Source organism: Aurantimonas aggregata, from assembly GCF_010500835.1.
Lineage (GTDB): Bacteria > Pseudomonadota > Alphaproteobacteria > Rhizobiales > Rhizobiaceae > Aurantimonas > Aurantimonas aggregata.
On the sequence record NZ_JAAAMJ010000004.1, the window covers coordinates 29,673 to 54,532 of the forward strand.

Sequence of the window (24,860 nt, forward strand, 5' to 3'; positions counted from 1 at the left end):
TCGCGGTCGGGAGCGGGCGGCAGCCGGACGGGCAACGCTTTTGGGAAGTGTGGGAGTAGGGCAGGGCATGTTCAAGGGTTCGATTCCGGCGCTGGTCACCCCCTTCGCCGAAGACGGCTCGCTCGACGAGGCGGCGTTTCGGGCCTTCGTTGAATGGCAGATCGCGGAGGGCTCGTCGGGCCTGGTGCCGGTGGGCACGACCGGCGAAAGCCCGACGCTGACGCATGACGAGCACAAGCGCGTCGTCGAGCTCTGCGTCAAGACGACCGCCGGCCGGGTGCCGGTGATCGCCGGGGCCGGCTCCAACAACACCGCCGAATCGATCGATCTCGCCCGCTTCGCCGAGAAGGCCGGCGCCGACGGGCTGCTGGTCGTCACGCCCTATTACAACAAGCCGAACCAGAAGGGGCTCTACGCCCACTACGCCGCGGTGGCGAAGGCGGTGTCGCTGCCGATCCTGATCTACAACATTCCCGGCCGCTCGGTGATCGACATGACGCCCGAGACGATGGGCCGGCTCGCCGCGGACTTCGCCAATATCGTCGGCGTCAAGGATGCGACGGCCAAGGTCGATCGCGTCTCGGAGCAGCGCATCACCTGCGGCAAGGACTTCATCCAGCTCTCGGGCGAGGATGCGACGGCGCTCGGCTTCAATGCGCATGGCGGCCATGGCTGCATCTCGGTGACGGCGAATGTCGCGCCGCGCCTCTGCGCCGACATGCAGGCGGCCTGTTCCGCCGGCGACTACACCGCGGCGCTCGCCATCCAGGACCGGCTGATGCCGTTGCACAAGGCGCTGTTCATCGAGCCGAACCCGACCGGCGTGAAATACGCGCTGTCGCAGCTCGGCAAGGTCGCCAACCGCCTGCGCTCGCCGCTGGTGCCGATCGACCCGGAGACCGAGACGGCGATCGACTCGGCGCTCCGCCATGCAGGCCTGATCAATTGAAATCCGGCCGTGCGAGCGCATCTTAGGGCGATCAGGACAAACGGCAGACGATAAAGGCACGGGCGATACCACGCCCGGGGGAATTTCATGGCGAAGAAGAAGGCGGAGGGCTCGAACGTCGCGGCGGAGAACCGCAAGGCCCGCTACAATTACGAGATCATGGACACGCTCGAGGCGGGCATCATGCTGACCGGCACGGAAGTGAAGGCGCTGCGCGAGGGCCGCGCCTCGATCGCCGAGGCCTACGCCACCGAAGAGGGGGGCGAACTCTGGCTGATCAACTCCAACCTGCCGGAATATCTGCAGGCGAACCGCTTCAACCACGAGCCGAAGCGCCGCCGCAAGCTGCTGGTCCATCGCACCCAGCTCAACCGGCTGGCGGGCGCGGTGCAGCGCGACGGCATGACGCTGGTGCCGCTCCGGATCTACTTCAACGACAAGGGCCGGGCTAAGCTCCTTTTGGCACTCGCCAAGGGCAAGAACGCCCCGGACAAGCGCCAAACCATCAAGGAACGCGACTGGGCCCGCCAGAAGCAGCGGATCATGAAGGAGGGGTGAGGCGGCGATGGCAGATTATCTGAGGTTGCCCGACGGACTTGCCCCGCCCGCCGACGATGGTGCCGCGGGTCACCTTACCGGCATGATCCTGCCGAGCGTCGTGCTGCCCGCCAGCGACGGCGGCACGGTGGACCTGTCGGACCTCGACGGCCGCGTCGTCCTCTACATCTATCCGGCGACCGGCAGGCCCGGCGTGAAGCTGCCGGAGGGCTGGGACGCGCTGCCCGGCGCCCGCGGCTGCACGCCGCAGAGCTGCAGCTTCCGCGATCACCATGCCGAACTTCAGGCGCTTGGGGTTTCGTCCGTCTATGGCATCTCCGCGCAGCCGCTCGCCGACCAGGCCGAGGCGGCCGATCGCCTGCATCTGCCGTTTCCGCTGCTGTCGGACGAAGCCGGCGACCTGCGCCGGGCGCTCGACCTGCCGTGGTTCAATCTCGGCGGCATGCTGTATCTGAAGCGCATGGCGCTGATCGTCGAGGACGGCCGGATCGCCAAGGTCTTCTATCCGGTCTTCCCGCCCGACCGGAACGCGGCGGACGTCGTCGCCTATCTCGCCGCCGGCCGTTGAGCGGCGAATAGCGTCAGGCCGGATGCGGCCCGAGAAATGTCGCGACCTTGTCGAACACATCGACGAACATCGCCTCGGTGAGACGGCCGGTGTTGGTGTTGTAGCGCGAGCAGTGATAGCTCGAGATCACCTGCAGGCTCCCGACCGCATGCGACGCGCCATGGCCGAAGGGCGCGGTCGCGAGCCGCGCGCTGAGCGTGCGGACGGTCGAATCATGCGCGATCCGCCCCAGCGTCACGATGCAGCGAAGATGGGGAAACTCGGCGAGCGTCGCCTCGAGGAACCGCCGACAATTGGCGATCTCGGCGCCGACCGGCTTGTTCTCCGGCGGCACGCAGCGCACCGAGTTGGTGATCGCCGTGCGGTAAAGCTCCAGCCCGTCATCGGTGCGGGCGGCGAAGCGGTCGTTGGCGAAGCCGAAGCGCGACAGCGTCGCGTAGAGCAGGTCGCCGGCATAGTCGCCGGTGAACGGCCGCCCGGTGCGGTTGGCGCCGCGGACGCCCGGCGCAAGGCCGACCACCAACATCTCAACGGCGTTCCGCCCGCCGACCGGCAGCAGCGTCGGCACCGGCGCGTTGTGCCAGGCCGGCTCGCGCCCCCGCCATTCCTCGCGGAAGGCGACCAGCCGCGGGCAGATCGGGCAGTCGCGGCCGGGCTCCGGCTCCCCGGGAGCCGCCGCAATTGTCGAAGGGCGAGGGGTCAATAGTCGTCGTCGCTCTCGGCCGACCCGGCTGCCTCTGCACGGCGCGCCAGCCGCGCCTCGCGCTCGGCCGGGGTGCGGCCGATCTCGGCCCGCAACGTGCTCAGCTCGATGAAATGGTCGGCCTGGCGGCGCAGATCGTCGGCGATCATCGGCGGGTTGGTCTGCAGCGTCGAGATGACGGAGACCTTGCGGCCGCGCCGCTGCAGTGCCTCGACCAGCGAGCGGAAATCACCGTCGCCGGAAAACAGCACGAAATGGTCGACCGTGGCGGCGAGCTCCATCGCGTCCACCGCCAGCTCGATGTCCATGTTGCCCTTGATCTTGCGGCGACCGGCGCTGTCGGTGAACTCCTTGGCCGGCTTGGTGACGACGCGGTAGCCGTTATAGTCCAGCCAGTCGATCAGCGGCCGGATCGAGGAGTACTCCGAATCCTCCACCAGGGCGGTGTAGTAGTAGGCCCGCAGCACATAGCCCTGGGACTGGAAATGCGTCAGCATCCGGCGGTAGTCGATGTCGAAGCCGAGGCCCCGCGACGTCGCGTAAAGATTGGCGCCGTCGATGAACAGCGCGATCTTTTCCCTCTCGTCGAACATCGGACAAAGCTTTCGTCTGGGGTGGTGATTTGTGGATCGAGCGCGGCACGGCGCGATCGGCGCTGCCCGTCATGCGTTCGGCGCGACCATAGTCCCGGCGTCGATCGTTGCCAACGGGCGCCATGCACAGGAAGACCGCAATGGGCGCTTGTACCGCGGCGCCGAAAAGTCTATGTGGGCAGCTTAATCCGTGAGATTTTTCGTTCAGTCAGGAGACAGGCATGGCCCGCGTCACCGTAGAAGATTGCGTCGACAAGGTCGAGAACCGCTTCGAGCTGGTTCTCCTGGCCAGCCATCGCGCGCGCCAGATTGCCCAAGGACAGCAGATCACCATCGATCGCGACAACGACAAGAACCCGGTCGTTGCATTGCGCGAGATCGCCGACGAGACGCTGTCGCCCGGCGATCTGAAGGAAGATCTGATCCATTCGCTGCAGAAGCATGTCGAGGTGGACGAGCCGGAACCGGCGCCGGCACCGGCCGAGATGCGCGGCATCACCAACGAGTCGCAGGCGAACAAGGCTGCTGCGGCCGGCGACGACGATGCGGTCACCTTCGACCATATGTCGGAAGACGAGCTGCTGGCCGGCATCGAAGGCCTGGTGCCGCCCGAGAAGACCGACGATTTTTGATCCGATTGTCCGCCCGGCCCTTTCGGTGCGGGCCCGGACAACCCTATATTGAGGGGCGCCACCGGGATATTCGGGGCGCCCCTCTCCGTTTGCAGATTGTCTCCATAAGTCAATGATGCGGCAATACGAACTCGTCGAGAAGGTCGCTGCCTACAAGCCCGACCTCGACGAAGCGCTCCTCAACCGTGCCTATGTCTATGCCATGCAGAAGCATGGCACGCAGAAGCGTGCGAGCGGCGATCCGTATTTCTCGCATCCGCTGGAAGTCGCGGCGATCCTCACCGAGATGCATCTCGACGAGGCGACGGTCGCGGTGGCGCTTCTCCACGACACGATCGAGGACACCGACGCCACCCGCAAGGAAATCGACCAGCTGTTCGGCCCGACGATCGGCCATCTGGTCGAGGGCCTGACCAAGCTGAAGCGGCTCGACCTCGTCTCCAAGCGCGCCGCCCAGGCGGAAAACCTGCGCAAGCTGCTGCTGGCGATCGCCGACGACGTGCGGGTGCTGCTCGTCAAGCTGGCCGACCGGCTGCACAACATGCGCACGCTCGGCCACATGGCGCCGGACAAGCGCGCCCGGATCGCCCAGGAGACCATGGACATCTATGCCCCGCTCGCCGGGCGCATGGGCATGCAGGACATGCGCGAGGAACTCGAAGACCTCGCCTTCCGCTACATCAACATCGAGGCCTACGAGACGATCACGGCGCGGTTGGCCGAGCTGAACGCCCACCACGCCGACCGCATTTCGAGCATCGAGCAGGATCTCGCCGCCTTGCTTGCCGAAAGCGGCATCAAGGCCACGGTCACCGGCCGCCAGAAGAAGCCCTATTCGGTATTTTCGAAGATGCAGCGCAAGGCGCTGTCGCTCGAACAGCTGTCGGACATCTTCGGCTTTCGCGTCCTCGTCGACACCGAGGAGGAGTGCTACCGCACCCTCGGCATCGTCCACCGGACCTGGCCGATGGTGCCGGGGCGGTTCAAGGACTACATCTCGACGCCGAAGCAGAACGACTACCGCTCGATCCACACCACCATCGTCGGGCCGTCCCGCCAGCGCGTCGAACTGCAGATCCGCACCCACCTGATGCACGACATCGCCGAATACGGCGTCGCGGCGCATTCGCTCTACAAGGATCGCGGCGAGGCCGAGACGCGGGTCCATCTGTCGAAGGATTCAAACGCCTATGCCTGGCTGCGGCGGACGATCCAGCTGCTGGCGGAAGGCGACACGTCGGAGGAATTCCTCGAGCACACCAAGCTCGAGCTGTTCCAGGACCAGGCCTTCTGCTTCACCCCGAAGGGCCGGCTGATCGCGCTGCCGCGCGGCGCGACGCCGATTGACTTCGCCTACGCCGTGCATACCGACATCGGCGATACCTGCGTCGGCTGCAAGATCGACGGGCGGATCATGCCGGTGGTGACCGAACTCGCCAATGGCGACGAGGTGGAGATCATCCGCGCCAAGGGCGCGACGCCGCCGCAGGCCTGGGAGAGCATCGCGGTCACCGGCAAGGCGCGCTCGGCGATCCGGCGCTCCGCCAGAGCCTCGATCCGCCGGCAATATTCCGGTCTCGGCCAGCAGATCCTCGAGCGCACCTTCTCGCGGCAGGGCAAGCAGTTCTCCCGCGAGACGCTGAAGCCGCTGCTCGGCAAGCTCGGCCACCGCGAGGCCGAGGACGCGCTGGCGGCGGTGGGGCGCGGCGAACTGAACTCCTCCGACGTCCTCAAGGCGGCCTATCCCGATTTCCAGGACAGCCGCGTCACCCGCCGCCGGCCGCGCCGCGAGGAAGAGGGCTGGTTCAACCTGCGCACCGCCGCCGGCATGATCTTCCGCGTACCGGGGCGCGCCAAGTCGAAGGCCCGCAAGGAGGAAGCGGACGCCATTCCCATCCGCGGCGTCGGCGACGACATGTCGGTACGGTTCGGCCCGGACGGCGCCGTGCCGGGAGACCGGATCGTCGGCATCATCGAGCCGGGGCAGGGCATCACCATCTATCCGATCCAGTCGCCGGCGCTGACCGCTTATGACGAGGAGCCGGACCGCTGGGTGGACGTGCGCTGGGACATCGATTCCGAGCTGAAGGCGCGCTTTCCCGCCCGCATCACCATCTCGGCGCTGAACGAGCCGGGCTCGCTGGCCGAGATCGCCGAGACGATCGCCGCCAACGACGCCAACATCCACAACCTGTCGATGGTGGCGACCGCCACCGACTTCACCAAGATGGTGCTGGAACTCGAGGTCTGGGACGTCCAGCACCTCAACCGGACGCTGAAGCAGCTGCGCGGCAAGCCGTGCGTCTCGGAGGTCGTGCGCGTCAACGGTTGAGCCTTCCCGCCCGCCGTCGTATCGACAGTCGGTATCGGGCAATGCGGAGCAGTGAACATGACGACCGAAGAGGTCCTGGCAATCTTCCGGGAAGCCGGGGCGGTGCTGGAGGGCCATTTCATCCTCACCTCCGGCCTGCGCAGCCCGACCTTCCTGCAGAAGGCGCGGGTCTTCATGCACCCGCATCTGACCGAGCGTCTCTGCAAGGCGCTGGCCGAGCGCATCCGTGCGGAAGTCACGCCGCCGATCGACTACGTCGTCGGCCCGGCGGTGGGCGGGCTGATCCCGGCCTACGAGACCTCGCGGCATCTAGGCGCCCCGGCGATCTGGGTCGAGCGCGAGGCCGGCGTCTTCAAGCTCCGGCGCTTCGATGTCGCGGCCGGCGACCGCGTCGTGATCGTCGAGGACATCGTCACCACCGGCCTGTCGATCCGCGAGACCGTCGCCTGCATGCGCGACCTCGGCGCCGAGGTGCTGGCCGCCGCCTGCATCATCGACCGCTCGGCCGGTACGGTCGATGTCGGCGTGCCGCTGATCGCGCTGGCGGAATATGCGGTGCCGGCCTATCCGGCCGACGCGCTACCGCCCGAACTCGCCGCAATTCCGCCGGTCAAGCCGGGTAGCCGGACGCTATGATTTTGCGGGGCGGATGGCTTCGATCCCGCCCTGCAGTCTTCGCCGCCTGAGCGATCCGCAAGAGGGTCGGCTCCAGGTCACCAGCAACCACCGACGGGGAATGCGAGCACCATGTTGTTCAGGCGTCGCCAGCCGCAGAACCTCGCATCCCGGATCCGCACGCTGGTCTGGCCGCGGCGCTCCTACGCCCGCTCGTTCGAGTATTTCCGCAAGCGCGTGCTGCGGCTGAACGCGACGCCGCATGCCATCGCCGCAGGGTTCGCGGCGGGCGTCTTCGCCTCGTTCACCCCGTTGATCGGGTTCCACTTCGTCGTGGCGTTCGCCCTGGCCTATATCATCTCCGGCAACATGGCCGCCGCGGCACTCGGCACGGTGGTCGGCAACCCGATCACCTTTCCGTTCATCTGGGGGCTGACCTACGAGGTCGGCCAGTTCGTCCTGCGGTCTGATCCGATCACCGGGGAGGCACCGCGGGGCCTTGGTGCGGCGCTGGTGCACATGGATTTCGCGTCGATCTGGGCGCCGTTCGTCAAGCCGATGCTGGTCGGGTCGCTGCCGATCGGGCTGACCGCCGGGCTGCTCGGCTACGGCCTCGTCTATTCGGCGGCGCGCAGCTTTCAGAAGCATCGCGCCCGGCGCATTTTGGCCCGGCGCCAGCCATCGTCCGCCGCCCGCCTCGGTGCGGCGACGGCCGCGAGCCGGGGTCCCGGCGAAGTTTAGCAGCGCGCGGATTGCCCCCATGGGGGCGAGCCGATAGAAGGCGCGATGCGGCAGTGCCGCAATCAGAGGCGACGAAGGGCGAAACATGGTCGAGCAGGCCGAACGGCGGGAACAGGGCGGCTTCGGCGAGACCGTGAAGGTCATCGTCCAGGCGCTGATCCTCGCGCTGGTGATCCGGACCTTCCTCTTCCAGCCCTTCTCGATCCCGTCGGGCTCGATGATGCCGACGCTGCTGGTCGGCGACTACCTGTTCGTCTCCAAGTGGAGCTACGGCTACTCGCGCTATTCCATGCCGCTGTCGCCGGACCTGTTCGAGGGCCGCATCCTCGGCTCGGATCCCGACCGCGGCGACGTGGCCGTCTTCCGCAAGCCGCGCGAGGAGGACACCGACTACATCAAGCGTATCGTCGGGCTCCCGGGCGATCGCCTGCAGATGCGCGAGGGCATCCTGTTCATCAACGGCCAGGCCGTACCGCGAGAGGCCGTCGACGATTTCATCGCCGAGGACGGGACGCGCGTGCCGCAATATCGCGAGACGCTGCCGAACGGCGTCTCCTACATGACGCTCGATCTCAGCCCGAACTCGGCCGGCGACAACACGCGCGAATTCGTCGTCCCGGACGGGCACTATTTCATGATGGGCGACAATCGCGACAACTCGCTCGATAGCCGCTTCGACGTCGGCTACGTGCCGTTCGAGAACCTGGTCGGCAAGGCCCAGATGATCTTCTTCTCGATCGAAGGCGACGTCTCGCCGCTGGAGATCTGGCAGTGGCCGACGGAACTGCGTCCGAGCCGCATCACGACATGGCTAAGCTGACGGCGGACCGGCCGCTCGAGGAGCTCGAAGCCCGCATCGGCATCCGCTTCTCGGACCGGGCGCGCCTGGAGCGGGCGCTGACCCATTCGAGCCTGCGTCCGGCGAGCGGTGGCAACGGACGCAGCTACGAACGGCTGGAGTTCCTCGGCGACCGGGTGCTCGGGCTGGTGATCGCCGAGACGCTGTTCGCGATGTTTCCGCAGGCCGACGAAGGCGAGCTGTCGCTGCGGCTGAACGCATTGGTGAGCGCCGAGACCTGTGCGAAGGTCGCCGACGAGATCGGCCTTTACGATTTCATCCGTCATGGCGGCGACCTCAAGAAGCTGAAGGGGTCGCGCACCAAGAGCATCCGGGCCGACCTCGTCGAATCGCTGATCGCCGCCATCTATCTGGGGGAAGGCCTCGACGCCGCCCGCGGCTTCGTCGTCCGGCACTGGGCGGGCCGCCTCGACGAGGCGGTGGAAGCCCGGCGGGACCCGAAGACGGCGCTGCAGGAATGGGCGCATACGCGCGGCCCGATCACGCCGCGCTACGACATCGTTGAGCGCACCGGGCCGGACCATGATCCGCTGTTCACCGTCCGGGTGAGCGTGGAAGGCATCGAACCCGCGGATGGGAGCGGCCGGTCGAAGCGGCTGGCCGAGCAGGAAGCCGCGATTGCGGTGCTGATCCGCGAATCTGTCTGGAAGGACACGAATTGACCAACGAAACAGACCAGCCGGAGGGCGAGCCCGCCCCGGCGGCGGAACTGGCCCCGACCCGCTCGGGCTTCGTCGCGCTGCTCGGCGCGCCGAACGCCGGCAAGTCGACGCTGGTTAACCAGATGGTCGGCACCAAGGTGTCGATCGTCACCCACAAGGTGCAGACGACAAGAGCCATCGTGCGCGGCATCGCCATGCGCGACCGCACCCAGATCGTCTTCGTCGACACGCCCGGCGTCTTCGCGCCGAAACGCCGCCTCGACCGCGCCATGGTGAAGACCGCCTGGACGGGGGCCAGGGACGCCGACATCGTGCTCGCCATCGTCGATGCCGAGCGCGGCCTCAGCGAGGATGTCGAGACGATCCTCGAGCGCGTGCAGCACGTGCCGCAGACCAAGGTGCTGCTGCTCAACAAGGTCGACCGGATCAAGCGCGACCGGCTGCTGGGCCTCACCGAGAAGATCACCAGCCGCGTCGAGTTCGCCGAGGTGTTCATGATCTCGGCGCTGACCGGCTCCGGCTGCGACGACCTTATCGACTGGATCGCCAAGACCCTGCCCGAGGGTCCCTGGTACTATCCGGAAGACCAGATCACCGATTTGCCGCTGCGCCAGCTCGCCGCCGAGATCACCCGCGAGAAGCTGTATCTGCGGCTGCACCAGGAACTGCCGTATTCCTCGCATGTCGAGACCGAACTGTGGGAGACCCGCAAGGACGGCTCGGTGCGGATCGAGCAGACGATCTATGTCGAGCGCGACAGCCAGAAGCGCATCGTCATCGGCCACAATGGCGAGACCATCAAGGCGATCGGCCAGGCCGCCCGCAAGGAGATCATGGAGGCGGCGGACCAGACCGTGCACCTGTTCCTCTTCGTGAAGGTGCGCGAGAACTGGGGCGACGATCCGGAACGCTACCGCGAGATCGGCCTGGACTTCTCCAGCTGAGCCAAGAGAGGCGCCGGCGGACGGCGCGAGAGAATTGATCCGGCATGGAATGGCGTGAGGAAGCGATCGTGCTCGGCGTCAAGCGCCACGGCGAGACCAGCGTCATCGCCGAGGTGATGACGCGGGAGCGCGGCCGCCATCTCGGCCTCGTGCGCGGCGGGCGCTCGCGCAAGCAGCAGCCGGTGCTGCAGCCGGGCAATTCCGTCGAGGTGCACTGGCGGGCCCGGCTCGACGAGCACATGGGCACGTTCATCCTCGAGCCGGTGGAACTGCGGGCGGCACGGCTGATGGAGGATGGCGTCGGGCTGAACGGCATCCAGCTCGTCGCGGCGCATCTGCGGCTCTTGGCCGAGCGCGACCCGCATCCGCGGCTCTATGACGGCCTGATGGTGATCGTCGATCATCTGGATACGCCCGACAAGGCGGCCGAACTGATGCTGCGCTTCGAGATCGCGCTGCTGGAGGAACTCGGCTTCGGGCTGGACCTCGAGCGCTGCGCCGCCACCGGCCGGCGCGACGACCTCGCCTATGTCTCGCCGAAGACCGGGCGCGCCGTCAGCCGCGAGGCCGGCGCGCCGTGGCACGACAAGCTGCTGCCGTTGCCGGCGTTTCTCAACACCGAGGGCACGAACGCCGACGCCGCGAGTCTCGCCGATGCCTACCGGATGACGGGCTATTTCCTCGCCCGCCACGTCTTCGAGCCGCGCGGCATCGCCGAGCCCGCCTCGCGCGGCAGCTTTCTCGCAGCCGTCGACAAGAGTCGGGCGAAGCTTCTGCCGTAAGGTGGGAGCTCAGGCCGGCGCCAGCACGCCGCGCTCCACCGGCGCCTCGCGGATCGGCCAGTGGACGATGGCGGCAAACAGCCCAAGCCCGACGCCGAGCCACCAGACGACGTCGTAGGAGCCGTAGACCTCGTAGAGATAGCCGCCGAGCCAGACGCCGAGGAAAGAGCCGACCTGGTGCGACAGGAAGACCAGGCCCCCGAGCAGGCCGAGATAGCGCGTGCCGAACATGATCGCGACGAGGGCGTTGGTCGGCGGCACGGTCGACAGCCAGAGCAGTCCCATGACGATCGAGAACACGACGATGGTGGTCGGCGTGATCGGCGTCAGCAGGAAGGCCGTCACCGCGATCGAGCGGCCAATATAGATCAGCGCGAGGAAATGCGGCTTGGAATAGCGCTGGCCGATCAGGCCGGAGCTGATCGAGCCGATGATGTTGAAGAAGCCGATCAGCGCCAGCGCCGTCACCGCCCAGACCGGCGCGATGCCGACATCGGCGATGAAGGCGGGGAAATGCGCGGTGATGAACGCCACCTGGAAGCCGCAGACGAAGAAGCCGGTGGTCAGCAGCAGGTAGCCCTTGGTGGCGAAGGCCTCGCGCAGCGCCGCGCCCATGGTCTGCGCCATCTCGGCGCGGGCGGCGCCGGCGCTGGCCGCATTGCCGCGCAGCGCATAGGCCAGCAGCGGCACCAGCAGCATCATCGCCGACAGGATCATGAGCGAATCCGACCAGCCGTAGCTGTCGATCAGCGCCTGGCTGAGCGGCGCGAAGACGAACATGCCGGCCGATCCCGCCGCCGTGCCGAGGCCGAAGACGAAGGAGCGCTGCTCGGCCGATACCCGCCTTGCGAAGGCGGCCAGCACGATGCCGAACGAGCCGGCGGCGACGCCGAGCCCGACCAGCACGCCGGAGCCGACGACCAGCCAGAACGGCGACGGCGCGACGGCGGTGATGGCCAGGCCCGCCGCATAAAGGACGCCGGAAAGCACCAGCACGCGGGCGGTGCCGAATTTGTCGGCAATGGCGCCGAACAGCGGCTGGCCGAGGCCCCAGAAGAGGTTCTGCAGCGCGATGGCGAGGGCGAAATCCTCGCGGCTCCAGCCGTTGTCGGCCAGCATCGGGATCTGGAAGAAGCCGATCGCCGAGCGCGGCCCGAAGGTCAGGAGCGCGATGACGCAGCCGGCGGAGATCGCCAGCCATGGCGCCGAGACGGTGCCTGTCGATCGCGTTGTCCTGTCCATGATGAGTCTCCTCGCAGCGTTGACGTCATCCTATCGCCGCCGCGTGCAGTGCGACAACGCCTTGTGCTGATCGCAGCGATCAACGCGAGGAATGGGTTTGGCCTCCTGGATCAACTCGTGTCGAAAACCGCTCCCGCCGTCGCCGATGATGGTCTAGACAGCGCGAGGCCGAACGGGAGGACGCCTTTGCAACGAATCGAAGAGATCGCCGCCCTGCGCGCGGCGCTCGCCCCCATGCGGCGCGCCGGCGAGACGATCGGCCTCGTGCCGACCATGGGCTATCTGCATGACGGGCACCTGGCGCTGGTAGAACGCGCCTGTGCCGAGAACGACCGCGTGGTGGTGACGATCTTCGTCAACCCGACGCAGTTCGGCCCCGGCGAGGATCTCGACGCCTATCCGCGCGATGTCGCCGGCGACCTGAAGCAGCTTGCCGCCTATCCGGTCGACTTCGTCTTCGCGCCGGCGGTGGGCGAGATGTATCCCGAGCCGATGCAGGCTCATGTCGCGGTCGAGCCGCTCGGCGACATATTGATCGGCGAGCAGCGGCCGGGCCATTTCCGCGGCGTCGCGACGGTGGTCACCAAGCTGTTCAACATCGTCCAGCCGGACCGGGCCTATTTCGGCGAAAAGGATTTCCAGCAACTGGCGGTAATCCGCCGGATGGTGGCGGACCTTGCCATGCCTGTCGGGATCGTCGCGGTGCCGACGGTGCGCGAGGCGGACGGGCTGGCGCTGTCGTCGCGCAACGTCCGGCTGGCGCCGGCGGATCGTGCCGCCGCCGTCGTGCTGGCGCGGGCGCTGGAGGAGGGCGCGGCGATGATCGGCGCCGGGGAGCGCGACCCCGAGACGGTGCTGGCGGCGATGCGGGCGACGATCGCGACCGAGCCGCGGGCGGCGCTGCGCTCGCTCGACCTGCGCGATGCGGCGACGCTGGCGCCGTTGGACCGCATTGGCGAGCGGCCGGTGGTGACGCTGGTGACGGCGCTGTTCGGCGAGGTGCTGCTGATCGACCAGCGGGTTGCCGAGGGGAAAGAACAGGGAGTGACGCCATGAGTGCCGAGATTCGCAAGAAGCGGCTGACAGCGCCGGACATCAGGGCCCGCAAGGGCGCGACGCCGGTGGTGGCGGTCACCGCCTACAACGCGGTGATGGCGCGGCTGGTCGACCCCCATGTCGAGATCGTCCTGGTCGGCGACAGCCTCGCGATGGTCGAGCACGGCATGGAATCGACGCTCGGCGTCTCGCTGGAGCTGATGATCGCCCATGGCCGGGCCGTGGTGGCCGGGGCGCCGACGGCGCTGGTGGTCGTCGACCTGCCGTTCGGCAGCTACGAAGCGGGGCCCGCCGAGGCCTTCCGCACCGCGGCGCGGGTCATGGCCGAGACCGGCTGCGGCGCGGTGAAGCTCGAGGGCGGCGCCCACATGGCCGAGACGATCGCATTCCTCGCCGCGCGCGGCATCCCGGTGATGGCGCATGTCGGCCTGACGCCGCAGGCGATGAACGCGCTCGGCGGCTTCAGGACGCAGGGCCACGACGAGGCGGGCCGCGCCGCCATTCTCGCCGACGCCCAAGCCGTCAGCGACGCCGGCGCCTTCGCCGTGGTGCTGGAAGGCATCGTCGAGCCGCTGGCCCTCGAGATCACCGCCGCGATCGCCGCGCCGACGATCGGCATCGGCGCGGCGGCTGCCTGCGACGGCCAGATCCTCGTGCTCGAAGACATGCTCGGCCTCACCGAACGGCCGCCCCGCTTCGTCAAGCGCTACGCCGACCTCGGCGCCGCGGTGGAGAAGGCGGTGGGGGCGTATGCGGAAGAGGTCAGAAGCCGGACGTTCCCGGGGCCGGAGAACGTTTATCAGCCGCGGGGGTGAGGGGCTGAACGTACCGGCCTGACCTGAGGGCGACGACGATGGATGCGGTCAGGTGCGTTCCGGCCAGCCTGCGACGCCGGGACCGGCTTGCGCCCGTCGGTATCACAGGCCGGCGGCGCGGCTATTCGGCCTTGTCGGTGCTATTGCCCTTGCCGAGGTCCTCGCGGGCGCGCTTGTCTTTGTCGAGCTTCTCGAAGCTCTCGATGACGCCGTCCGTCTCCTGCTTGACGTCCGGCACGGCCTTGCGCTCGTTGTGCACGCTCTCCTGGTCGTTTGCCTGCAGCGAATTCTTCCCCATCCGGTCGGACGCGATGTCGGTCTCGGTGAGCGGCGTGTTCTTGTTGTCGTTGGTCATGGATGGCTCCTGTGGTTCGCAGGACCAACGAGAGGGCAGGAGGGGCGTTCCATGCGGATCGGCCAGCGGTGATCATTCGGCCCCGCATGGGATCGAACTTCAGGAGCCGCTCCTGACGAAGACAGGGTCGGCATCCTCGCCCGCGTCGGCGGTGTCGTCCGTCGCCAGCCTGATGGCCTGCCACGCGGTGTCGGCACCGCTGACCCCGAAATCCTCGTCCATCCAGCGGATGAAGGTCCTGGTTCCCATCATCGTGAGGTCTGCGCGAACGGCCCTGACGGCATCGCGCGCGTCACGGTCGTCGACGATGACGATGATTTCCTCATCGAGTTGAAGGGCCTGCTTCAGGACCTGAACAGCCGAAAGGAGGCTCCGTTCGCCGCGGTCGCGCCATGAAGGACGCAAGTCCCCCGGCCTTCCGGCGCGTTCCCAGAGATGCATCTCGCGATGGTAGCGGGCACCCTCCGCCGTATCCAAGATGGTAAGCCTGGCGCGGTTTTCTTGCAGCCAGCCGCTGATGTAAGCACGCGTTCCGCGTCGCTGGTCTTTGGCATCGCCGGGATCGCGGATAGCTTCAGCGACAACCATGTCCGTGATCGTCACCGGGCATCCGGGCTCGAACAACCAGTCCAGCGCCTCGATGCATCCGAGCAAGGACAGGGGTGTGTTGTCCATGATCAGGAAACGCGGCGACCTTCTATCGGCAACGTCGGGACGGTCGATCACGGCAGCCGGCGCCCGAACTTCTTGCGCACGGCGGCCAGCTCGGCCTCGACCGCATCGTCGTTGGTCGCCGCCAAGGCATCCTCCGCCATCTGTCGGGCGGCCGTCCGGAAGTTCCTGATATCGTAGCCGAGCGGGTCCCGAGCGTGCCGAACGGTGACCCCGCCGCAGGTGAGCAAGGACGGTGGCACGGCCTCCTGGGCGATGCGCTTCAGCCGGCAGAACTCCTCCACCGACAGCATGACGTTCCGTGGCTTGCCGTGCGAGGTGATCACCGCCCCCTCGCGGGATGCTGCGCGCTGAACGTCGCCGGTCTGCTTCTGAAGGTCGATCGATGTGAAAGCCTGCATGCGAGCCTCCTGACCTGAAGACGTATTATACGTCTTTCAGTTTCCGGCGACAACGCGCCGGTCGCGGTCGCTTCGCTTCAGCCCGCTATCGAGCGCCCCTCACAACACCAGCGGCAAGATGAACGGCGTGCCCGAATAGGCTTCCTCGCCCCTCCCGATCGATCGAATCGCGTCGACCATGCGGCCGCCGCGGCCGAGGCGGTCGTCGGCGAAGGCGACGAGGCGGGCGTTGGGGGTGGCGGAGGGCGCCCGGCGGCGCAGTTCCTCGGCGAGGGCCTGTTCGTCGAGGTCGGGGTTGATCGCCGTGGCGGTGATGTAGGCGGCGGCGGTGGAGCGACTGATCCCGGCAAAGCAGTGGATCGCCAGCGGCTTCTCGCGGTTCCAGCGGGCGCCGAATTCCAGCAGCTGGTCGATGTGGTGGACCGCCGGGGCGGTCATGCCGTCGATCTCCTCGACGATGTCGTTGAAGCCGAGGAAGAGATGCCGGTCCGCCGCGATCGAGGGCGGGCGGGGCACCGGCGTGTCGGCGTTGATCAGCGTCACGAGGTCGAGCGCGCCGTGGTCGGCGACGGTGGCGTGGAGTTCGGCGAGGGAGGAGACGACGAGATAGGTCATGGGCTCTCACTATGGGTCGCGGGTGGCCGATGTCATCCCCGCCCGGCGGCGCCTGCGACATCGTGCGCCGGCTGGCGGCACGCCGCGTCGAGCGCGGCGAAGCGGGCGAGGAAGGCCTGTTCGGTGGCGGCGGTCGGCACCGGGGTGAAGGCGGCGGGCTCGACCAGCTCGGCGGCGGGCTTGCCGAAGAAGGTCGCGGCTTCCTTCGCCGCAAAGCCCGCCAGCAGCACCGCCTCGTGATAGGCCGAGACCCGGTCGGCGACCTTGATCGCCTTCTCGACGGCGGCGGGGAGGGAGGCCGGCAGGCCGAAGCGCAGGTTTACGGCCGCCTGCAGCCGCCCTTCCACAAGCTTGTAGTCGCCGCCCATGACGCTCTTGAAGGGCGAGATCATGTCGCCGATGACGTATTCCGGCGCGTCGTGGAGGAGGGCGGCGAGGCACCAGCGCGGCTCGGCACCGCCGGCGGCCACCAGCGTCTCGACGATCAGCGAATGCTGCGCGACCGAAAAGGCATGGTCGCCGCGCGTCTGGCCGTTCCAGCGGGCAACGCGCGCCAGGCCATGCGCGATGTCCTCGATCTCGACGTCGAGCGGCGAGGGGTCGAGCAGGTCGAGCCGACGCCCGGACAGCATGCGCTGCCAGACGCGCGCCGGCTTGGTCCCCGCCGTCCGGCTCATTCGGCGTCTTCCGTCGTGCCGGCAGCGGCGGGCTCGGGCAGCGCGAAGCCGGCCCAGGGAGGCACGGTGGCGGTGACGATGACGCCGTCCGCCGTCAGCTCGGCATCCGCCACCAGCGCGTCGGCGAGCTTGTCGATGCGGATCAGCGCGAAGCCGTCGCAGCCGGACGCCGAGAGCACCGTGCCGATGGTCCGGCCCTTCGCCTCGATGTTCACGCCCGGGGTCAGGTGCCCGTCGGCCTCGACCAGCATCAGCCGGCGGCGTGCCGTGCCGCGGTGCTGCATGCGCGAGACGACTTCCTGGCCGACGAAGCAGCCCTTCTTGAACGAGACGCCGCCATTCTGGTCGAGCAGCACGTCATGCGGGAAGACCTCGGAGCCCGGATAGTCGGTGTCCGATTCGGCGATGCCCGCACGGATCCGCAGCCGCTCGAAATCCGCGGGCTCGGCCTCTGGTATCCCCTCGGGAGGGGCGCCGTAGATACGCCAGACCGGATCGGGAAAACGCTGGTCCCGCAGCGCGCTGGCGGTCTCGACGGCCTCGTCCCAGACGGCGTAGACGGGATCTTCGCTTGGCTCGATGGTCACCTTGGTACGCAGCCGGTAGATCGCCAGGCGCTTGGCGAAGGCCTCGCTGGCGGGTTTCGCGACATCCAGCCGGAAGCCGCCCGGCACCCGGCCGATCAGGAACTCGAACAGGATCTTGCCCTGCGGGGTGAGCAGCGCGGAGGGGCGCATCTCGGCTTCGCCGAGACCGTCGAGATCGGCGGTGATCAGCGTCTGCAGGAAATGTTCGGCGGGCTCGCCGGTAACGAGGAGGGCGGCGCGATCCGCGAGGCGGGCGACGGGCATGGGGCAGCTCGCTTGTGTGATCAGGCGCATTTACGTAAGCCGGGCGCGCCGGCGGGACAAGCGGAGAGACGACGATGGCGACGACATACGACACGCTGCTGACGGGCGGGACGGTGGTGAACCAGGATGGCGCGGGTGTTCGCGACATCGCCATCCGCAGCGGCCGCATCGTCGCGATCGGGTCGCTCGATCCCGCATCGGCCGCCGCGGTCGTCGACTGCACGGGGCTGCATATCCTGCCCGGCGTCATCGACAGCCAGGTGCATTTCCGTGAGCCGGGCGCCGAGCACAAGGAAGATCTGGAGACCGGATCGCGCGCGGCGGTACTGGGCGGCGTCACCTGCGTCTTCGAGATGCCGAATACCGACCCGCTGACCACCAGCGAGGCGGCGCTCGCCGACAAGGTGCGGCGCGGCAGGGGCCGCATGCATTGCGACTTCGCCTTCTGGGTCGGCGGCACGCGGGACAACGTCGCCGACATAAGGGAGCTCGAGCGCCTGCCGGGGGCTGCCGGCATCAAGGTGTTCATGGGCTCCTCCACCGGGTCGCTGCTGGTCGAGGACGACGACGGCGTGCGCGAAATCCTGTCGGCGACCCGCCGCCGCGCCGCCTTCCATTCCGAGGACGAATTCCGCCTGCGCGAGCGCGCCGGGCTGAGGGTCGCCGGCGATCCCGCCTCGCACCCGGTCTGGCGCGACGAAATCGCGGCGCTGCGCTGCACCGAACGGCTCGTCGCCATCGCCGAGGAAACCGGGGCGCGCATCCACGTGCTGCACATCTCGACGGCGGAGGAGATCGACTTCCTCGCCGCCCACAAGCGCAACGCCAGCTGCGAGGCGACGCCGCATCATCTGACGCTGACCGCCGACGACTACGCCAGCCTCGGCACCAAGCTGCAGATGAACCCGCCGGTGCGCGAGGGGCGCCACCGCGACGGCGTCTGGCGCGGCATCGCGGCGGGTGTCATCGACGTGCTCGGCTCCGACCACGCGCCGCACACGCTGGAGGAAAAGGCCAAGCCCTATCCGCAGTCGCCGTCGGGGATGACCGGCGTCCAGACGCTGGTGCCGATCATGCTCGACCATGTCGCCAACGGTCGGCTGAGCCTGCCGCGCTTCGTCGACCTCACCTCGGCCGGCCCGCAGCGCATCTTCGGCCTCGCCGGCAAGGGCCGCATCGCGCTCGGCTACGACGCCGACCTCACCATCGTCGACCTGAAGCGCGAAGCCACGATCGAGAACGACTGGATCGGCTCGCGCGCGCAGTGGACGCCCTATGACGGCAGGCGGGTCACCGGCTGGCCGGTCGGCACCTTCGTGCGCGGCAACCGGGTCATGTGGGAGGGCGAGATCGTTACGGCCTCGCAGGGCGAGCCGGCGGAATTCGTCGAGACGCTGGCGAGGCTCTGAGTGAAGCAAGGCCTGCCGATAGCCATACCGAGGAGCATGCGATGACCGACGAATCCCCCGACCCGGCCGCTGTCGAGGAAGCGACGCAGGCGCTGGCGGCGCGCGTCTTCGAGGCCGCCCGCAACGGCGATGCCGAGGCGATGATGGCGTTTCTCGACCACGGCCTGCCGATCAATTTCCGCAACGACAAGGGCGACAGCCTGCTGATGCTGGCGAGCTATCACGGCCACGCGGCGCTGACGGAGCTGCTGCTGAGGCGCGGCGCCGATCCGGAGCTGGTCAACGATCGCGGCCAGACGCCGCTGGCGGGTGCGGCGTTCAAGGGCGAGGTCGCCATCGCCCGGCTGTTGCTCGATCACGGCGCCAGGGTCGACGGGGCGGGCCCGGACGGTCGCACGCCGCTGATGATGGCGGCGATGTTCAACCGCACCGAACTGCTGGATTGCCTGCTGGAGCGCGGGGCGGACATTGCCGCCCGAACCCCGGAGGGCACGACGGCGCGGGATGCGGCGTCGGTGATGGGGGCGGCGGAGGCGATCGCGCTGCTCGACGAGCGGCTGGCGTCGACGAACTAGCGGCGGCCGTCAGTCGCCGGCGACGAAGAACGCCAGGCGCCCATCCGGCGAGATGCCGAGCCGGTAGAAATTGTAGCCGCCGAAATCCAGCATGCCCTGGTAGTCCCCGGCGGTGACCAGCTCGAACAGCTCGACCTTCTGCGGCGGCGTCAAATCCTCGAGATGGACCTGGGTGAAATACGGCCAGACGAAGATCTCGTTCGATGCATTCGGCTCGACGCGGGCATGGCCGGCCTCGAGGATCTCCAGCATGATCGCCAGCGTCTCGACGCCCTCGCCGTCGCCGGAGCTGGCTTTCAGGAACTCGATCGGGTCGTCGATGGTCGGGCCGAAGGTGAGCACCGTGCCGTCGTCGCCGGTCTCGATATAGGGCCGCAGCCGTTCGATCTCGCCGCTGCGGGCGATCTCCATGAGCTTCGCCCGCAGGTCGCGCACCGGGCGGGGCAGGGCGTCGTCGCCATAGGCGATCTCGGCGGCCAGGGGCTCGGCGGTCGCCGCGCCCTCCCGCAGCGGCGTCGGCGCGATCCCGTTGTCGTCGGTCGGGTCGCCTTGACGGGACGGGACCAGCGCATCGTTCGGCCCGTGAGCCGGCGGCAGCGGTTCCTCGCCCGCGTCGGTGCCTTCCTCTTCCTGGGATGAGGGCTCGGGGACGGCCGCGGGCGCCGTGCCGTGGGGCGAGGGGAGCGGCGGCAGCGGCACGGCGATGATGCCCTCGCGCGAATCGGAGCGTCCCTCGCCGGGATCGATCCGCGAGAAGGCCGCGACGCGATCCCCGGCGGCGAACACCGTCAGGATGGCAGCAACTGTCAGGACGAGGCTGGTACGGCGCACAGGCGTCAATACCTCTGCAGGGCGGCTGCCGGCAGGGCCGGCACGCGGGGCGGAAACGGGCAGGCGATTACTGGATGGTCCGGTCCGAACGAAACTCGCCGAACTCGATTCGCTGGCGCAGCGATTCGACCATGGTCAGCACGTCGTCTTCGCCGTGCAGGCGGATCAGCTCGGTCAGCGCGGTGGTGATCGCCGTCTCGGCGAGGATCTCGGCCTCGATGCCGTCGGAGATACCGTCGGCCCAGGCTTCGTTATGGTACTCGAAGGCGACCTGCTTCTTCTCGGCCTGGATCAGCTCTTCGAGCTCGGCCCCGTGCAAATCGATCATCTGAACCCCTCAATTGCAGCCCTTCGGCTTCACGTCCCGTTAAGGTCCCTAGCACGATCCGGGCGCGAAAATCGCCGCACTCTTCCGAAATCGTTAACCCCACCTTAATTCCCGTACCTGACGCCGATCTCGCGCGCCAGCGAGGCGCCCTCGCTCTGATACCGGCTGACCGCCACCTGCGCTGCCGGCGTGCAGTGCCGATAGGTCGATTCGAAGGCCCGGTAGCCGCTGTTGAAGCTCGCGACCAGGCGTCGCCGGTCGGCCTCGTTCGGCGCCTGGGCGGTGATCAGCTCCTGCATCTTGACCCGCCAGAGATCCGCCTCGGCGTCCCCGCAGAGCCGCCGCAGGAAGTGCATGGAGCCCAAGATCGCGGCGAGACGGCCCATCGGCCGCAGATAGGGGGCGTCGCTGGGCATCACCGCCGCCGATTCCTCGGCCGCAGGCGCCTCTTCCTCCGCCGCCGGCGTCTCGGTCTGCGCACGTGCCGCGCCGACCGGGCCGAAGACCACGGACGCCAGGACGAGCAGAGTGATGAGAGGCCGAACGCACATGCGAAAACTTTCCGATTTCATTAACGACTATGCAAGCGCCGGGCCGCTTCGGCGCCCGATCGGGGGCACGCTGCGCTCTTCCCGCAACAGCCGGGAATCAGTGGACGAGCGTGGCGTTGACGGCCTTCTCGACGATTTCGGCAAGGCCCGGCGTGGTGCGCTGGACGCGCTCGGCAGCCTCGATCTCCTCCAGGGTGAGAAAATGCAGCCGCGCCGCGTCGTCTCCGGCCTGCGGCACGGCGTCTGCCGGCAAGGCCCCGGCGAAGACGGCGATCACCGCGTGGAACTGCCCGCCGATCGCCTCGTGCAGCGTCACGAATCGCAGCGTGCCGGTGCTGATCCCGGTTTCCTCGGCCAGTTCGCGCCGCGCCGCCACTTCCAGCCGCTCGCCGAAGTCGACGCCGCCGCCCGGCAGGCTGAGCCGCCCCGCAAAGGGATCGCGACTGCGCTCGACGAGCAGGATGCGGCCTGAGCCGGAGAGGCACAGCGAGACGCCGAGCAACGGGCGGGTGGGGCGATCGAGCATGGGGTACCTCTGACGATTGACTTCGGCGGCCGGCTGCGGCTCAAACACGGTCCATGTGCGGACGCTTCACCCTGACCGCGCCACCCGATGCGGTGGCCGAACTGCTGGCCCTGATCGATCTGGACCCGTTTCCGCCGCGCTACAACATCGCGCCGACGCAGCCGATCCTGGTCGCGATCGGCGGCGAGGCGGAGCGGCCTGGCGCCAATCGGCCGAACCGCAGGGCGTTGCTGGCGAGATGGGGGTTGATCCCCGGCTGGGTCAAGGATTTGAAGAGCTTTCCGCTGCTGATCAATGCCCGGGCGGAGACGGCGGCGGAGAAGAACGCCTTTCGCGGCGCCATGCGCTATCGCCGCTGCCTCGTGCCCGCCACCGGTTTCTACGAGTGGCGGCGGCAGGGCAAGGCGAAGTCCGAGCCGCATTTCCTGAAAGCCGCCGACGGAAGACCCTTCGCCTTTGCAGGCCTGATGGAGACCTGGCAGGGGCCGGATGGCGGCGAGATCGACACGGCCGCGATCCTGACGACGGCGGCCTCGGGCCCGATCGCGGCGATCCATGACCGGACCCCGATCGTGGTGGTCGAAGCCGATTATGCGCGATGGCTGGATTGCCGGGACTACGACCCGGCGGCGGTAGCAGATATCCTGTCGCCGCCCGACGACGATTTCTTCGCCATCGTCCGCATATCCGACCGGGTCAACAAGGTTGCCAATACCGGGCCGGACGTCCAGGCACCGATCGCGGAAAACGCCGAAGCAACGCAAGTCGGGGTGACCCCGCCGGATGGCGAGGCGCAGGGCAGCCTGTTCTAGTCGCGGCGGCGGCGGATCACTCGGCCGGAATCATCGCCGGAAAGGTCTCGTCGCGCTGCAGCCTGGGCGCCTTGGCTTTCAGCCAAGACTGGCTGGCGGCGGCGATGGCCGGGATGCCGATGGCGCGATAGTTCTTGGCAAGATCGACCTCCTGCTCGCGTTCGCGCTTGGATTTGAACTCAACACTCTTCGTCATCATGGCCATGGGTCCGTGGGCTGCTGGGAGGATGATCCGGCACTTCGATTGTGCCAGATTATGGGCAGAAGCGATCACGGAACTGACGGCGCTAAGCCGTTGTGTCGCTATAGGGTTCTGCGTTGCATTCCTGTCACAATGGCGGAACTCGCCACGGGCAAGAATTTTTGCCGGCTCACCATTTGGCGGAGGTTTCGTGCAGAAGCCGGCCGCAAGCCCGTCACCGCTCGCCGGAATCACGCTTGCGCGAGCAGCGCCGCGCATTTGTCAGGCGGGCTGTTTGGCGCTAGCCAGAGCCCGCCGACTGGCAAAGGCGTCATGGCGACGATGCAACAACGGCGGCAGTCAAACGAGGCAGCCCGCGCCAACGGCGCGCGGCGCCCCGCACAACACGATCGAGGCAGACCGATGGATGACGGCTTTCGCGGCCTGACGCTCTGGAACACGATGACGCGGCGCAAGGAGGAATTCCGCCCGCTCGACTGGCGGGATACGGGCACGCCCGAGGCCGACCGGCGGGTTCGCATGTATGTCTGCGGGCCGACGGTCTACGACTTCGCCCATATCGGCAATGCCCGCCCCGTCATCGTCTTCGACGTGCTGTTCCGGCTGCTGCGCCAGCTCTATGGCGCCGATGCCGTCACCTATGTGCGCAACATCACCGACGTCGACGACAAGATCAACGCGCGGGCGGCGCGCGACTATCCCGATCTGCCGCTGAACGCCGCGATCGCGGCGGTGACGGCGAAGACCGCCGAGCAGTTCCACGAGGACGTTGCCGAACTCGGCTGCCTTCCGCCCACCGTCGAGCCGCGCGCCACCGACTACGTCGCCGGCCGCGCCGACGGGCAGGACATGGTGGCGATGATCGCGACGCTGATCGAGCGGGGCCACGCCTACCAGGCCGGCGGCGAGGTGCTGTTCGACGTCACCTCGATGCCGGATTACGGCCGGCTGTCCAACCGCAAGCTCGACGAGCAGCGCGCCGGCGCCCGCGTCGCCGTCGACAGCCACAAGCGCAGCCCCGGCGATTTCGTGCTGTGGAAGCTCTCGGCCGAGAACGAGCCCGGCTGGGACTCGCCCTGGGGCCGCGGCCGGCCGGGCTGGCACATCGAGTGCTCGGTGATGAGCGGCGCGCTGCTCGGCGAGGAGTTCGACATCCATGGCGGCGGGCTCGACCTGATCTTCCCGCACCACGAGAACGAGATCGCCCAGTCGCGCTGCGCCCACGGCACCGACACGATGGCGCAGATCTGGATGCACAACGGCTATCTGCAGGTCGAAGGCCGCAAGATGTCGAAGTCGGACGGCAATTTCGTCACCATCCACGACCTGTTGCACACGGAAAATTTTGGCGGCCGGAAATGGGCGGGCCCGGTGCTGCGGCTCGCGATGCTGATGACGCATTACCGCGAGCCGATCGACTTCAGCGTCAAGCGGCTGGAGGAGGCGGAGGCGATTTTGACGGATTGGCGCCGGGCGGTGAGCACAGGCGTCCGCCAGAACAGGATAACTGGCATCAGTGATGTTGATATACAATCAGCTGGCTCTGAGATCACAGACGCGTTATGCAACGACCTAGAGACCTACTCGGTAATTCAGAAGCTTAGAGGGAACCTCAAGTGGCTCTTCCGCCGAGATGCTGGTGGGGAACCCTATTCTCCGGACGTCACGCCGTTGCTGGCGGCGCTACGGCTTCTTGGCTTCGACCATCTGATTGAAGCGGCAATTGCCGAGCAAAATGGGATTTCGGAAGAAGCCGTCCAGACGATCATCGACGAACGCCTCGACCTGCTGCGCGCCAAGAACTTCGCCGAAGCCGATCGGATCCGCGACGAGTTGCTGGCTGAGGGCATCCAGCTGAAGGACGGCAAGGACCCCGAGAGTGGCGAGCGGATCACGACCTGGGAGGTGAAGCGGTAGGTTCGCCCGATGCTGCAGCGCTCAGGCTCGGGAGGCTATGGCTGCCCCCCATGCCGGCGTCATCCCCGGGCTTGACCTGGGGACCCA

31 protein-coding genes are annotated in these 24,860 nt (G+C 67.9%); 17 read left to right on the forward strand and 14 right to left on the reverse strand.

Going from position 1 to position 24,860, the window contains the following annotated elements; translation table 11 throughout:
* Positions 1-67 precede the first annotated feature (67 nt).
* The 3 genes from dapA to GTW51_RS07965 all read left to right on the forward strand — a co-directional run bounded on the left by dapA (position 68) and on the right by GTW51_RS07965 (position 2,075).
* A complete protein-coding gene (gene dapA, locus GTW51_RS07955) occupies positions 68-949 on the forward strand; it encodes a 4-hydroxy-tetrahydrodipicolinate synthase (RefSeq protein ID WP_163043386.1) in 882 nt (293 codons plus the stop codon).
* A gap of 87 nt (positions 950-1,036) precedes the next feature.
* Complete coding sequence (smpB, locus tag GTW51_RS07960) at positions 1,037-1,507, forward strand: SsrA-binding protein SmpB (RefSeq protein WP_163043387.1); 471 nt, start codon at positions 1,037-1,039, stop codon at positions 1,505-1,507.
* Between the two features lie 7 nt (positions 1,508-1,514).
* Positions 1,515-2,075: a peroxiredoxin gene (locus GTW51_RS07965; RefSeq protein WP_163043388.1), complete on the forward strand. Its 561-nt coding sequence runs from the start codon at positions 1,515-1,517 to the stop codon at positions 2,073-2,075.
* A 13-nt stretch (positions 2,076-2,088) separates the two neighbouring features.
* Here GTW51_RS07965 and GTW51_RS07970 read toward each other — a convergent pair whose 3' ends face one another.
* A complete protein-coding gene (locus tag GTW51_RS07970) occupies positions 2,089-2,778 on the reverse strand; it encodes a uracil-DNA glycosylase (protein ID WP_203565965.1) in 690 nt (229 codons plus the stop codon).
* Positions 2,775-3,371 carry a LabA-like NYN domain-containing protein gene (locus tag GTW51_RS07975; RefSeq protein ID WP_163043389.1) on the reverse strand — a complete coding sequence of 199 codons (597 nt, stop codon included), beginning with the start codon at positions 3,369-3,371 and terminating at the stop codon, positions 2,775-2,777. Before GTW51_RS07975 ends, GTW51_RS07970 begins: the two co-directional genes overlap by 4 nt.
* Before the next feature lie 221 nt (positions 3,372-3,592).
* Between GTW51_RS07975 and rpoZ the strand changes: the two genes are divergently transcribed.
* From rpoZ to recO, 8 genes are all read left to right on the forward strand, one after another.
* Positions 3,593-4,003 carry a DNA-directed RNA polymerase subunit omega gene (rpoZ, locus tag GTW51_RS07980; protein WP_163043390.1) on the forward strand — a complete coding sequence of 137 codons (411 nt, stop codon included), beginning with the start codon at positions 3,593-3,595 and terminating at the stop codon, positions 4,001-4,003.
* A 112-nt stretch (positions 4,004-4,115) separates the two neighbouring features.
* Positions 4,116-6,335, forward strand: a complete 2,220-nt coding sequence (locus GTW51_RS07985; RefSeq protein WP_163043391.1) for a RelA/SpoT family protein — start codon at positions 4,116-4,118, stop codon at positions 6,333-6,335.
* Between the two features lie 57 nt (positions 6,336-6,392).
* Positions 6,393-6,971 carry an orotate phosphoribosyltransferase gene (gene pyrE / locus GTW51_RS07990; RefSeq protein WP_163043392.1) on the forward strand — a complete coding sequence of 193 codons (579 nt, stop codon included), beginning with the start codon at positions 6,393-6,395 and terminating at the stop codon, positions 6,969-6,971.
* 111 nt (positions 6,972-7,082) lie between these two features.
* Positions 7,083-7,691 (forward strand): DUF2062 domain-containing protein, encoded by a 609-nt coding sequence (locus tag GTW51_RS07995; protein ID WP_163043393.1) that lies wholly within the window; start codon positions 7,083-7,085, stop codon positions 7,689-7,691.
* Between the two features lie 85 nt (positions 7,692-7,776).
* Positions 7,777-8,511, forward strand: coding sequence for a signal peptidase I (lepB, locus tag GTW51_RS08000; protein WP_163043394.1), 735 nt, complete (start codon positions 7,777-7,779; stop codon positions 8,509-8,511).
* Complete coding sequence (gene rnc / locus GTW51_RS08005) at positions 8,499-9,212, forward strand: ribonuclease III (RefSeq protein WP_163043395.1); 714 nt, start codon at positions 8,499-8,501, stop codon at positions 9,210-9,212. The genes lepB and rnc overlap by 13 nt, the downstream gene beginning before the upstream one ends.
* Positions 9,209-10,156, forward strand: a complete 948-nt coding sequence (gene era / locus GTW51_RS08010) for a GTPase Era (RefSeq protein ID WP_203565966.1) — start codon at positions 9,209-9,211, stop codon at positions 10,154-10,156. The genes rnc and era overlap by 4 nt, the downstream gene beginning before the upstream one ends.
* A gap of 44 nt (positions 10,157-10,200) precedes the next feature.
* Entirely contained in the window at positions 10,201-10,938 is a 738-nt protein-coding gene (recO, locus tag GTW51_RS08015; protein ID WP_163043396.1) for a DNA repair protein RecO, read from the forward strand.
* A 9-nt stretch (positions 10,939-10,947) separates the two neighbouring features.
* Here recO and GTW51_RS08020 read toward each other — a convergent pair whose 3' ends face one another.
* The gene (locus tag GTW51_RS08020) at positions 10,948-12,180 is read right to left on the reverse strand and encodes an MFS transporter (protein WP_163043397.1); all 1,233 of its coding nucleotides are present in this window, start codon (positions 12,178-12,180) and stop codon (positions 10,948-10,950) included.
* A gap of 186 nt (positions 12,181-12,366) precedes the next feature.
* On the opposite strand from GTW51_RS08020, the gene panC reads away from it, so the two are divergent.
* Together panC and panB are read left to right on the forward strand one after the other, a co-directional pair.
* Positions 12,367-13,236 carry a pantoate--beta-alanine ligase gene (panC, locus tag GTW51_RS08025; RefSeq protein WP_163043398.1) on the forward strand — a complete coding sequence of 290 codons (870 nt, stop codon included), beginning with the start codon at positions 12,367-12,369 and terminating at the stop codon, positions 13,234-13,236.
* Positions 13,233-14,051, forward strand: a complete 819-nt coding sequence (panB, locus tag GTW51_RS08030; protein ID WP_163043399.1) for a 3-methyl-2-oxobutanoate hydroxymethyltransferase — start codon at positions 13,233-13,235, stop codon at positions 14,049-14,051. Before panC ends, panB begins: the two co-directional genes overlap by 4 nt.
* A 121-nt stretch (positions 14,052-14,172) precedes the next feature.
* On the opposite strand, the gene GTW51_RS08035 is transcribed toward panB, so the two are convergent.
* From GTW51_RS08035 to ygfZ, 6 genes are all read right to left on the reverse strand, one after another.
* Complete coding sequence (locus GTW51_RS08035) at positions 14,173-14,406, reverse strand: hypothetical protein (RefSeq protein ID WP_163043400.1); 234 nt, start codon at positions 14,404-14,406, stop codon at positions 14,173-14,175.
* A gap of 99 nt (positions 14,407-14,505) precedes the next feature.
* The gene (locus GTW51_RS08040; RefSeq protein WP_343033963.1) at positions 14,506-15,132 is read right to left on the reverse strand and encodes a hypothetical protein; all 627 of its coding nucleotides are present in this window, start codon (positions 15,130-15,132) and stop codon (positions 14,506-14,508) included.
* Positions 15,129-15,479: a type II toxin-antitoxin system Phd/YefM family antitoxin gene (locus tag GTW51_RS08045; RefSeq protein ID WP_163043401.1), complete on the reverse strand. Its 351-nt coding sequence runs from the start codon at positions 15,477-15,479 to the stop codon at positions 15,129-15,131. Before GTW51_RS08045 ends, GTW51_RS08040 begins: the two co-directional genes overlap by 4 nt.
* A gap of 99 nt (positions 15,480-15,578) precedes the next feature.
* Positions 15,579-16,094: a tyrosine phosphatase family protein gene (locus GTW51_RS08050; protein ID WP_163043402.1), complete on the reverse strand. Its 516-nt coding sequence runs from the start codon at positions 16,092-16,094 to the stop codon at positions 15,579-15,581.
* A gap of 32 nt (positions 16,095-16,126) precedes the next feature.
* Positions 16,127-16,771 (reverse strand): HD domain-containing protein, encoded by a 645-nt coding sequence (locus tag GTW51_RS08055; RefSeq protein WP_163043403.1) that lies wholly within the window; start codon positions 16,769-16,771, stop codon positions 16,127-16,129.
* Entirely contained in the window at positions 16,768-17,622 is an 855-nt protein-coding gene (ygfZ, locus tag GTW51_RS08060) for a CAF17-like 4Fe-4S cluster assembly/insertion protein YgfZ (protein ID WP_163043404.1), read from the reverse strand. Before ygfZ ends, GTW51_RS08055 begins: the two co-directional genes overlap by 4 nt.
* Before the next feature lie 74 nt (positions 17,623-17,696).
* Between ygfZ and GTW51_RS08065 the strand changes: the two genes are divergently transcribed.
* Together GTW51_RS08065 and GTW51_RS08070 are read left to right on the forward strand one after the other, a co-directional pair.
* Positions 17,697-19,031 (forward strand): dihydroorotase, encoded by a 1,335-nt coding sequence (locus GTW51_RS08065; protein ID WP_163043405.1) that lies wholly within the window; start codon positions 17,697-17,699, stop codon positions 19,029-19,031.
* A gap of 41 nt (positions 19,032-19,072) precedes the next feature.
* Entirely contained in the window at positions 19,073-19,606 is a 534-nt protein-coding gene (locus GTW51_RS08070) for an ankyrin repeat domain-containing protein (protein ID WP_163043406.1), read from the forward strand.
* Positions 19,607-19,615: 9 nt separating this feature from the next.
* Here the strand turns inward: GTW51_RS08070 and GTW51_RS08075 are convergent, their stop codons facing one another.
* From GTW51_RS08075 to GTW51_RS08090, 4 genes are all read right to left on the reverse strand, one after another.
* The gene (locus GTW51_RS08075; RefSeq protein WP_163043407.1) at positions 19,616-20,437 is read right to left on the reverse strand and encodes a hypothetical protein; all 822 of its coding nucleotides are present in this window, start codon (positions 20,435-20,437) and stop codon (positions 19,616-19,618) included.
* Between the two features lie 67 nt (positions 20,438-20,504).
* A complete protein-coding gene (locus GTW51_RS08080) occupies positions 20,505-20,765 on the reverse strand; it encodes a hypothetical protein (protein WP_163043408.1) in 261 nt (86 codons plus the stop codon).
* A gap of 104 nt (positions 20,766-20,869) precedes the next feature.
* Positions 20,870-21,316 (reverse strand): TIGR02301 family protein, encoded by a 447-nt coding sequence (locus tag GTW51_RS08085; protein WP_163043409.1) that lies wholly within the window; start codon positions 21,314-21,316, stop codon positions 20,870-20,872.
* Between the two features lie 97 nt (positions 21,317-21,413).
* Positions 21,414-21,842, reverse strand: coding sequence for an NUDIX domain-containing protein (locus GTW51_RS08090; protein WP_163043410.1), 429 nt, complete (start codon positions 21,840-21,842; stop codon positions 21,414-21,416).
* Between the two features lie 53 nt (positions 21,843-21,895).
* Here GTW51_RS08090 and GTW51_RS08095 point away from each other — a divergent pair, with 53 nt between their 5' ends.
* Positions 21,896-22,654, forward strand: a complete 759-nt coding sequence (locus GTW51_RS08095; protein ID WP_163043411.1) for an SOS response-associated peptidase — start codon at positions 21,896-21,898, stop codon at positions 22,652-22,654.
* Positions 22,655-22,670: 16 nt separating this feature from the next.
* Here GTW51_RS08095 and GTW51_RS08100 read toward each other — a convergent pair whose 3' ends face one another.
* Positions 22,671-23,114, reverse strand: a complete 444-nt coding sequence (locus tag GTW51_RS08100) for a hypothetical protein (protein WP_163043412.1) — start codon at positions 23,112-23,114, stop codon at positions 22,671-22,673.
* Between the two features lie 144 nt (positions 23,115-23,258).
* On the opposite strand from GTW51_RS08100, the gene cysS reads away from it, so the two are divergent.
* The gene (cysS, locus tag GTW51_RS08105) at positions 23,259-24,773 is read left to right on the forward strand and encodes a cysteine--tRNA ligase (protein WP_163043413.1); all 1,515 of its coding nucleotides are present in this window, start codon (positions 23,259-23,261) and stop codon (positions 24,771-24,773) included.
* Positions 24,774-24,860: the final 87 nt, after the last annotated feature.

Coding starts and splice junctions, on each gene's coding strand:
- GTW51_RS07965 (WP_163043388.1), top strand. CDS start 1,515: ATGGCAGATTATCTGAGGTTGCCCGACGGACTTGCCCCGCCCGCCGAC.
- lepB (WP_163043394.1), top strand. CDS start 7,777: ATGGTCGAGCAGGCCGAACGGCGGGAACAGGGCGGCTTCGGCGAGACC.
- GTW51_RS07995 (WP_163043393.1), top strand. CDS start 7,083: ATGTTGTTCAGGCGTCGCCAGCCGCAGAACCTCGCATCCCGGATCCGC.
- GTW51_RS08080 (WP_163043408.1), bottom strand. CDS start 20,765: ATGATCGATTTGCACGGGGCCGAGCTCGAAGAGCTGATCCAGGCCGAG.
- GTW51_RS08095 (WP_163043411.1), top strand. CDS start 21,896: ATGTGCGGACGCTTCACCCTGACCGCGCCACCCGATGCGGTGGCCGAA.
- GTW51_RS07985 (WP_163043391.1), top strand. CDS start 4,116: ATGATGCGGCAATACGAACTCGTCGAGAAGGTCGCTGCCTACAAGCCC.
- ygfZ (WP_163043404.1), bottom strand. CDS start 17,622: ATGCCCGTCGCCCGCCTCGCGGATCGCGCCGCCCTCCTCGTTACCGGC.
- panB (WP_163043399.1), top strand. CDS start 13,233: ATGAGTGCCGAGATTCGCAAGAAGCGGCTGACAGCGCCGGACATCAGG.
- GTW51_RS08020 (WP_163043397.1), bottom strand. CDS start 12,180: ATGGACAGGACAACGCGATCGACAGGCACCGTCTCGGCGCCATGGCTG.
- GTW51_RS08050 (WP_163043402.1), bottom strand. CDS start 16,094: ATGACCTATCTCGTCGTCTCCTCCCTCGCCGAACTCCACGCCACCGTC.
- GTW51_RS08035 (WP_163043400.1), bottom strand. CDS start 14,406: ATGACCAACGACAACAAGAACACGCCGCTCACCGAGACCGACATCGCG.
- rnc (WP_163043395.1), top strand. CDS start 8,499: ATGGCTAAGCTGACGGCGGACCGGCCGCTCGAGGAGCTCGAAGCCCGC.
- GTW51_RS08045 (WP_163043401.1), bottom strand. CDS start 15,479: ATGCAGGCTTTCACATCGATCGACCTTCAGAAGCAGACCGGCGACGTT.
- rpoZ (WP_163043390.1), top strand. CDS start 3,593: ATGGCCCGCGTCACCGTAGAAGATTGCGTCGACAAGGTCGAGAACCGC.
- GTW51_RS08070 (WP_163043406.1), top strand. CDS start 19,073: ATGACCGACGAATCCCCCGACCCGGCCGCTGTCGAGGAAGCGACGCAG.
- recO (WP_163043396.1), top strand. CDS start 10,201: ATGGAATGGCGTGAGGAAGCGATCGTGCTCGGCGTCAAGCGCCACGGC.
- GTW51_RS08065 (WP_163043405.1), top strand. CDS start 17,697: ATGGCGACGACATACGACACGCTGCTGACGGGCGGGACGGTGGTGAAC.
- cysS (WP_163043413.1), top strand. CDS start 23,259: ATGGATGACGGCTTTCGCGGCCTGACGCTCTGGAACACGATGACGCGG.
- GTW51_RS08085 (WP_163043409.1), bottom strand. CDS start 21,316: ATGTGCGTTCGGCCTCTCATCACTCTGCTCGTCCTGGCGTCCGTGGTC.
- smpB (WP_163043387.1), top strand. CDS start 1,037: ATGGCGAAGAAGAAGGCGGAGGGCTCGAACGTCGCGGCGGAGAACCGC.
- GTW51_RS08055 (WP_163043403.1), bottom strand. CDS start 16,771: ATGAGCCGGACGGCGGGGACCAAGCCGGCGCGCGTCTGGCAGCGCATG.
- GTW51_RS07975 (WP_163043389.1), bottom strand. CDS start 3,371: ATGTTCGACGAGAGGGAAAAGATCGCGCTGTTCATCGACGGCGCCAAT.
- pyrE (WP_163043392.1), top strand. CDS start 6,393: ATGACGACCGAAGAGGTCCTGGCAATCTTCCGGGAAGCCGGGGCGGTG.
- GTW51_RS08100 (WP_163043412.1), bottom strand. CDS start 23,114: ATGCGCGGCGCTGCTCGCGCAAGCGTGATTCCGGCGAGCGGTGACGGG.
- dapA (WP_163043386.1), top strand. CDS start 68: ATGTTCAAGGGTTCGATTCCGGCGCTGGTCACCCCCTTCGCCGAAGAC.
- GTW51_RS08090 (WP_163043410.1), bottom strand. CDS start 21,842: ATGCTCGATCGCCCCACCCGCCCGTTGCTCGGCGTCTCGCTGTGCCTC.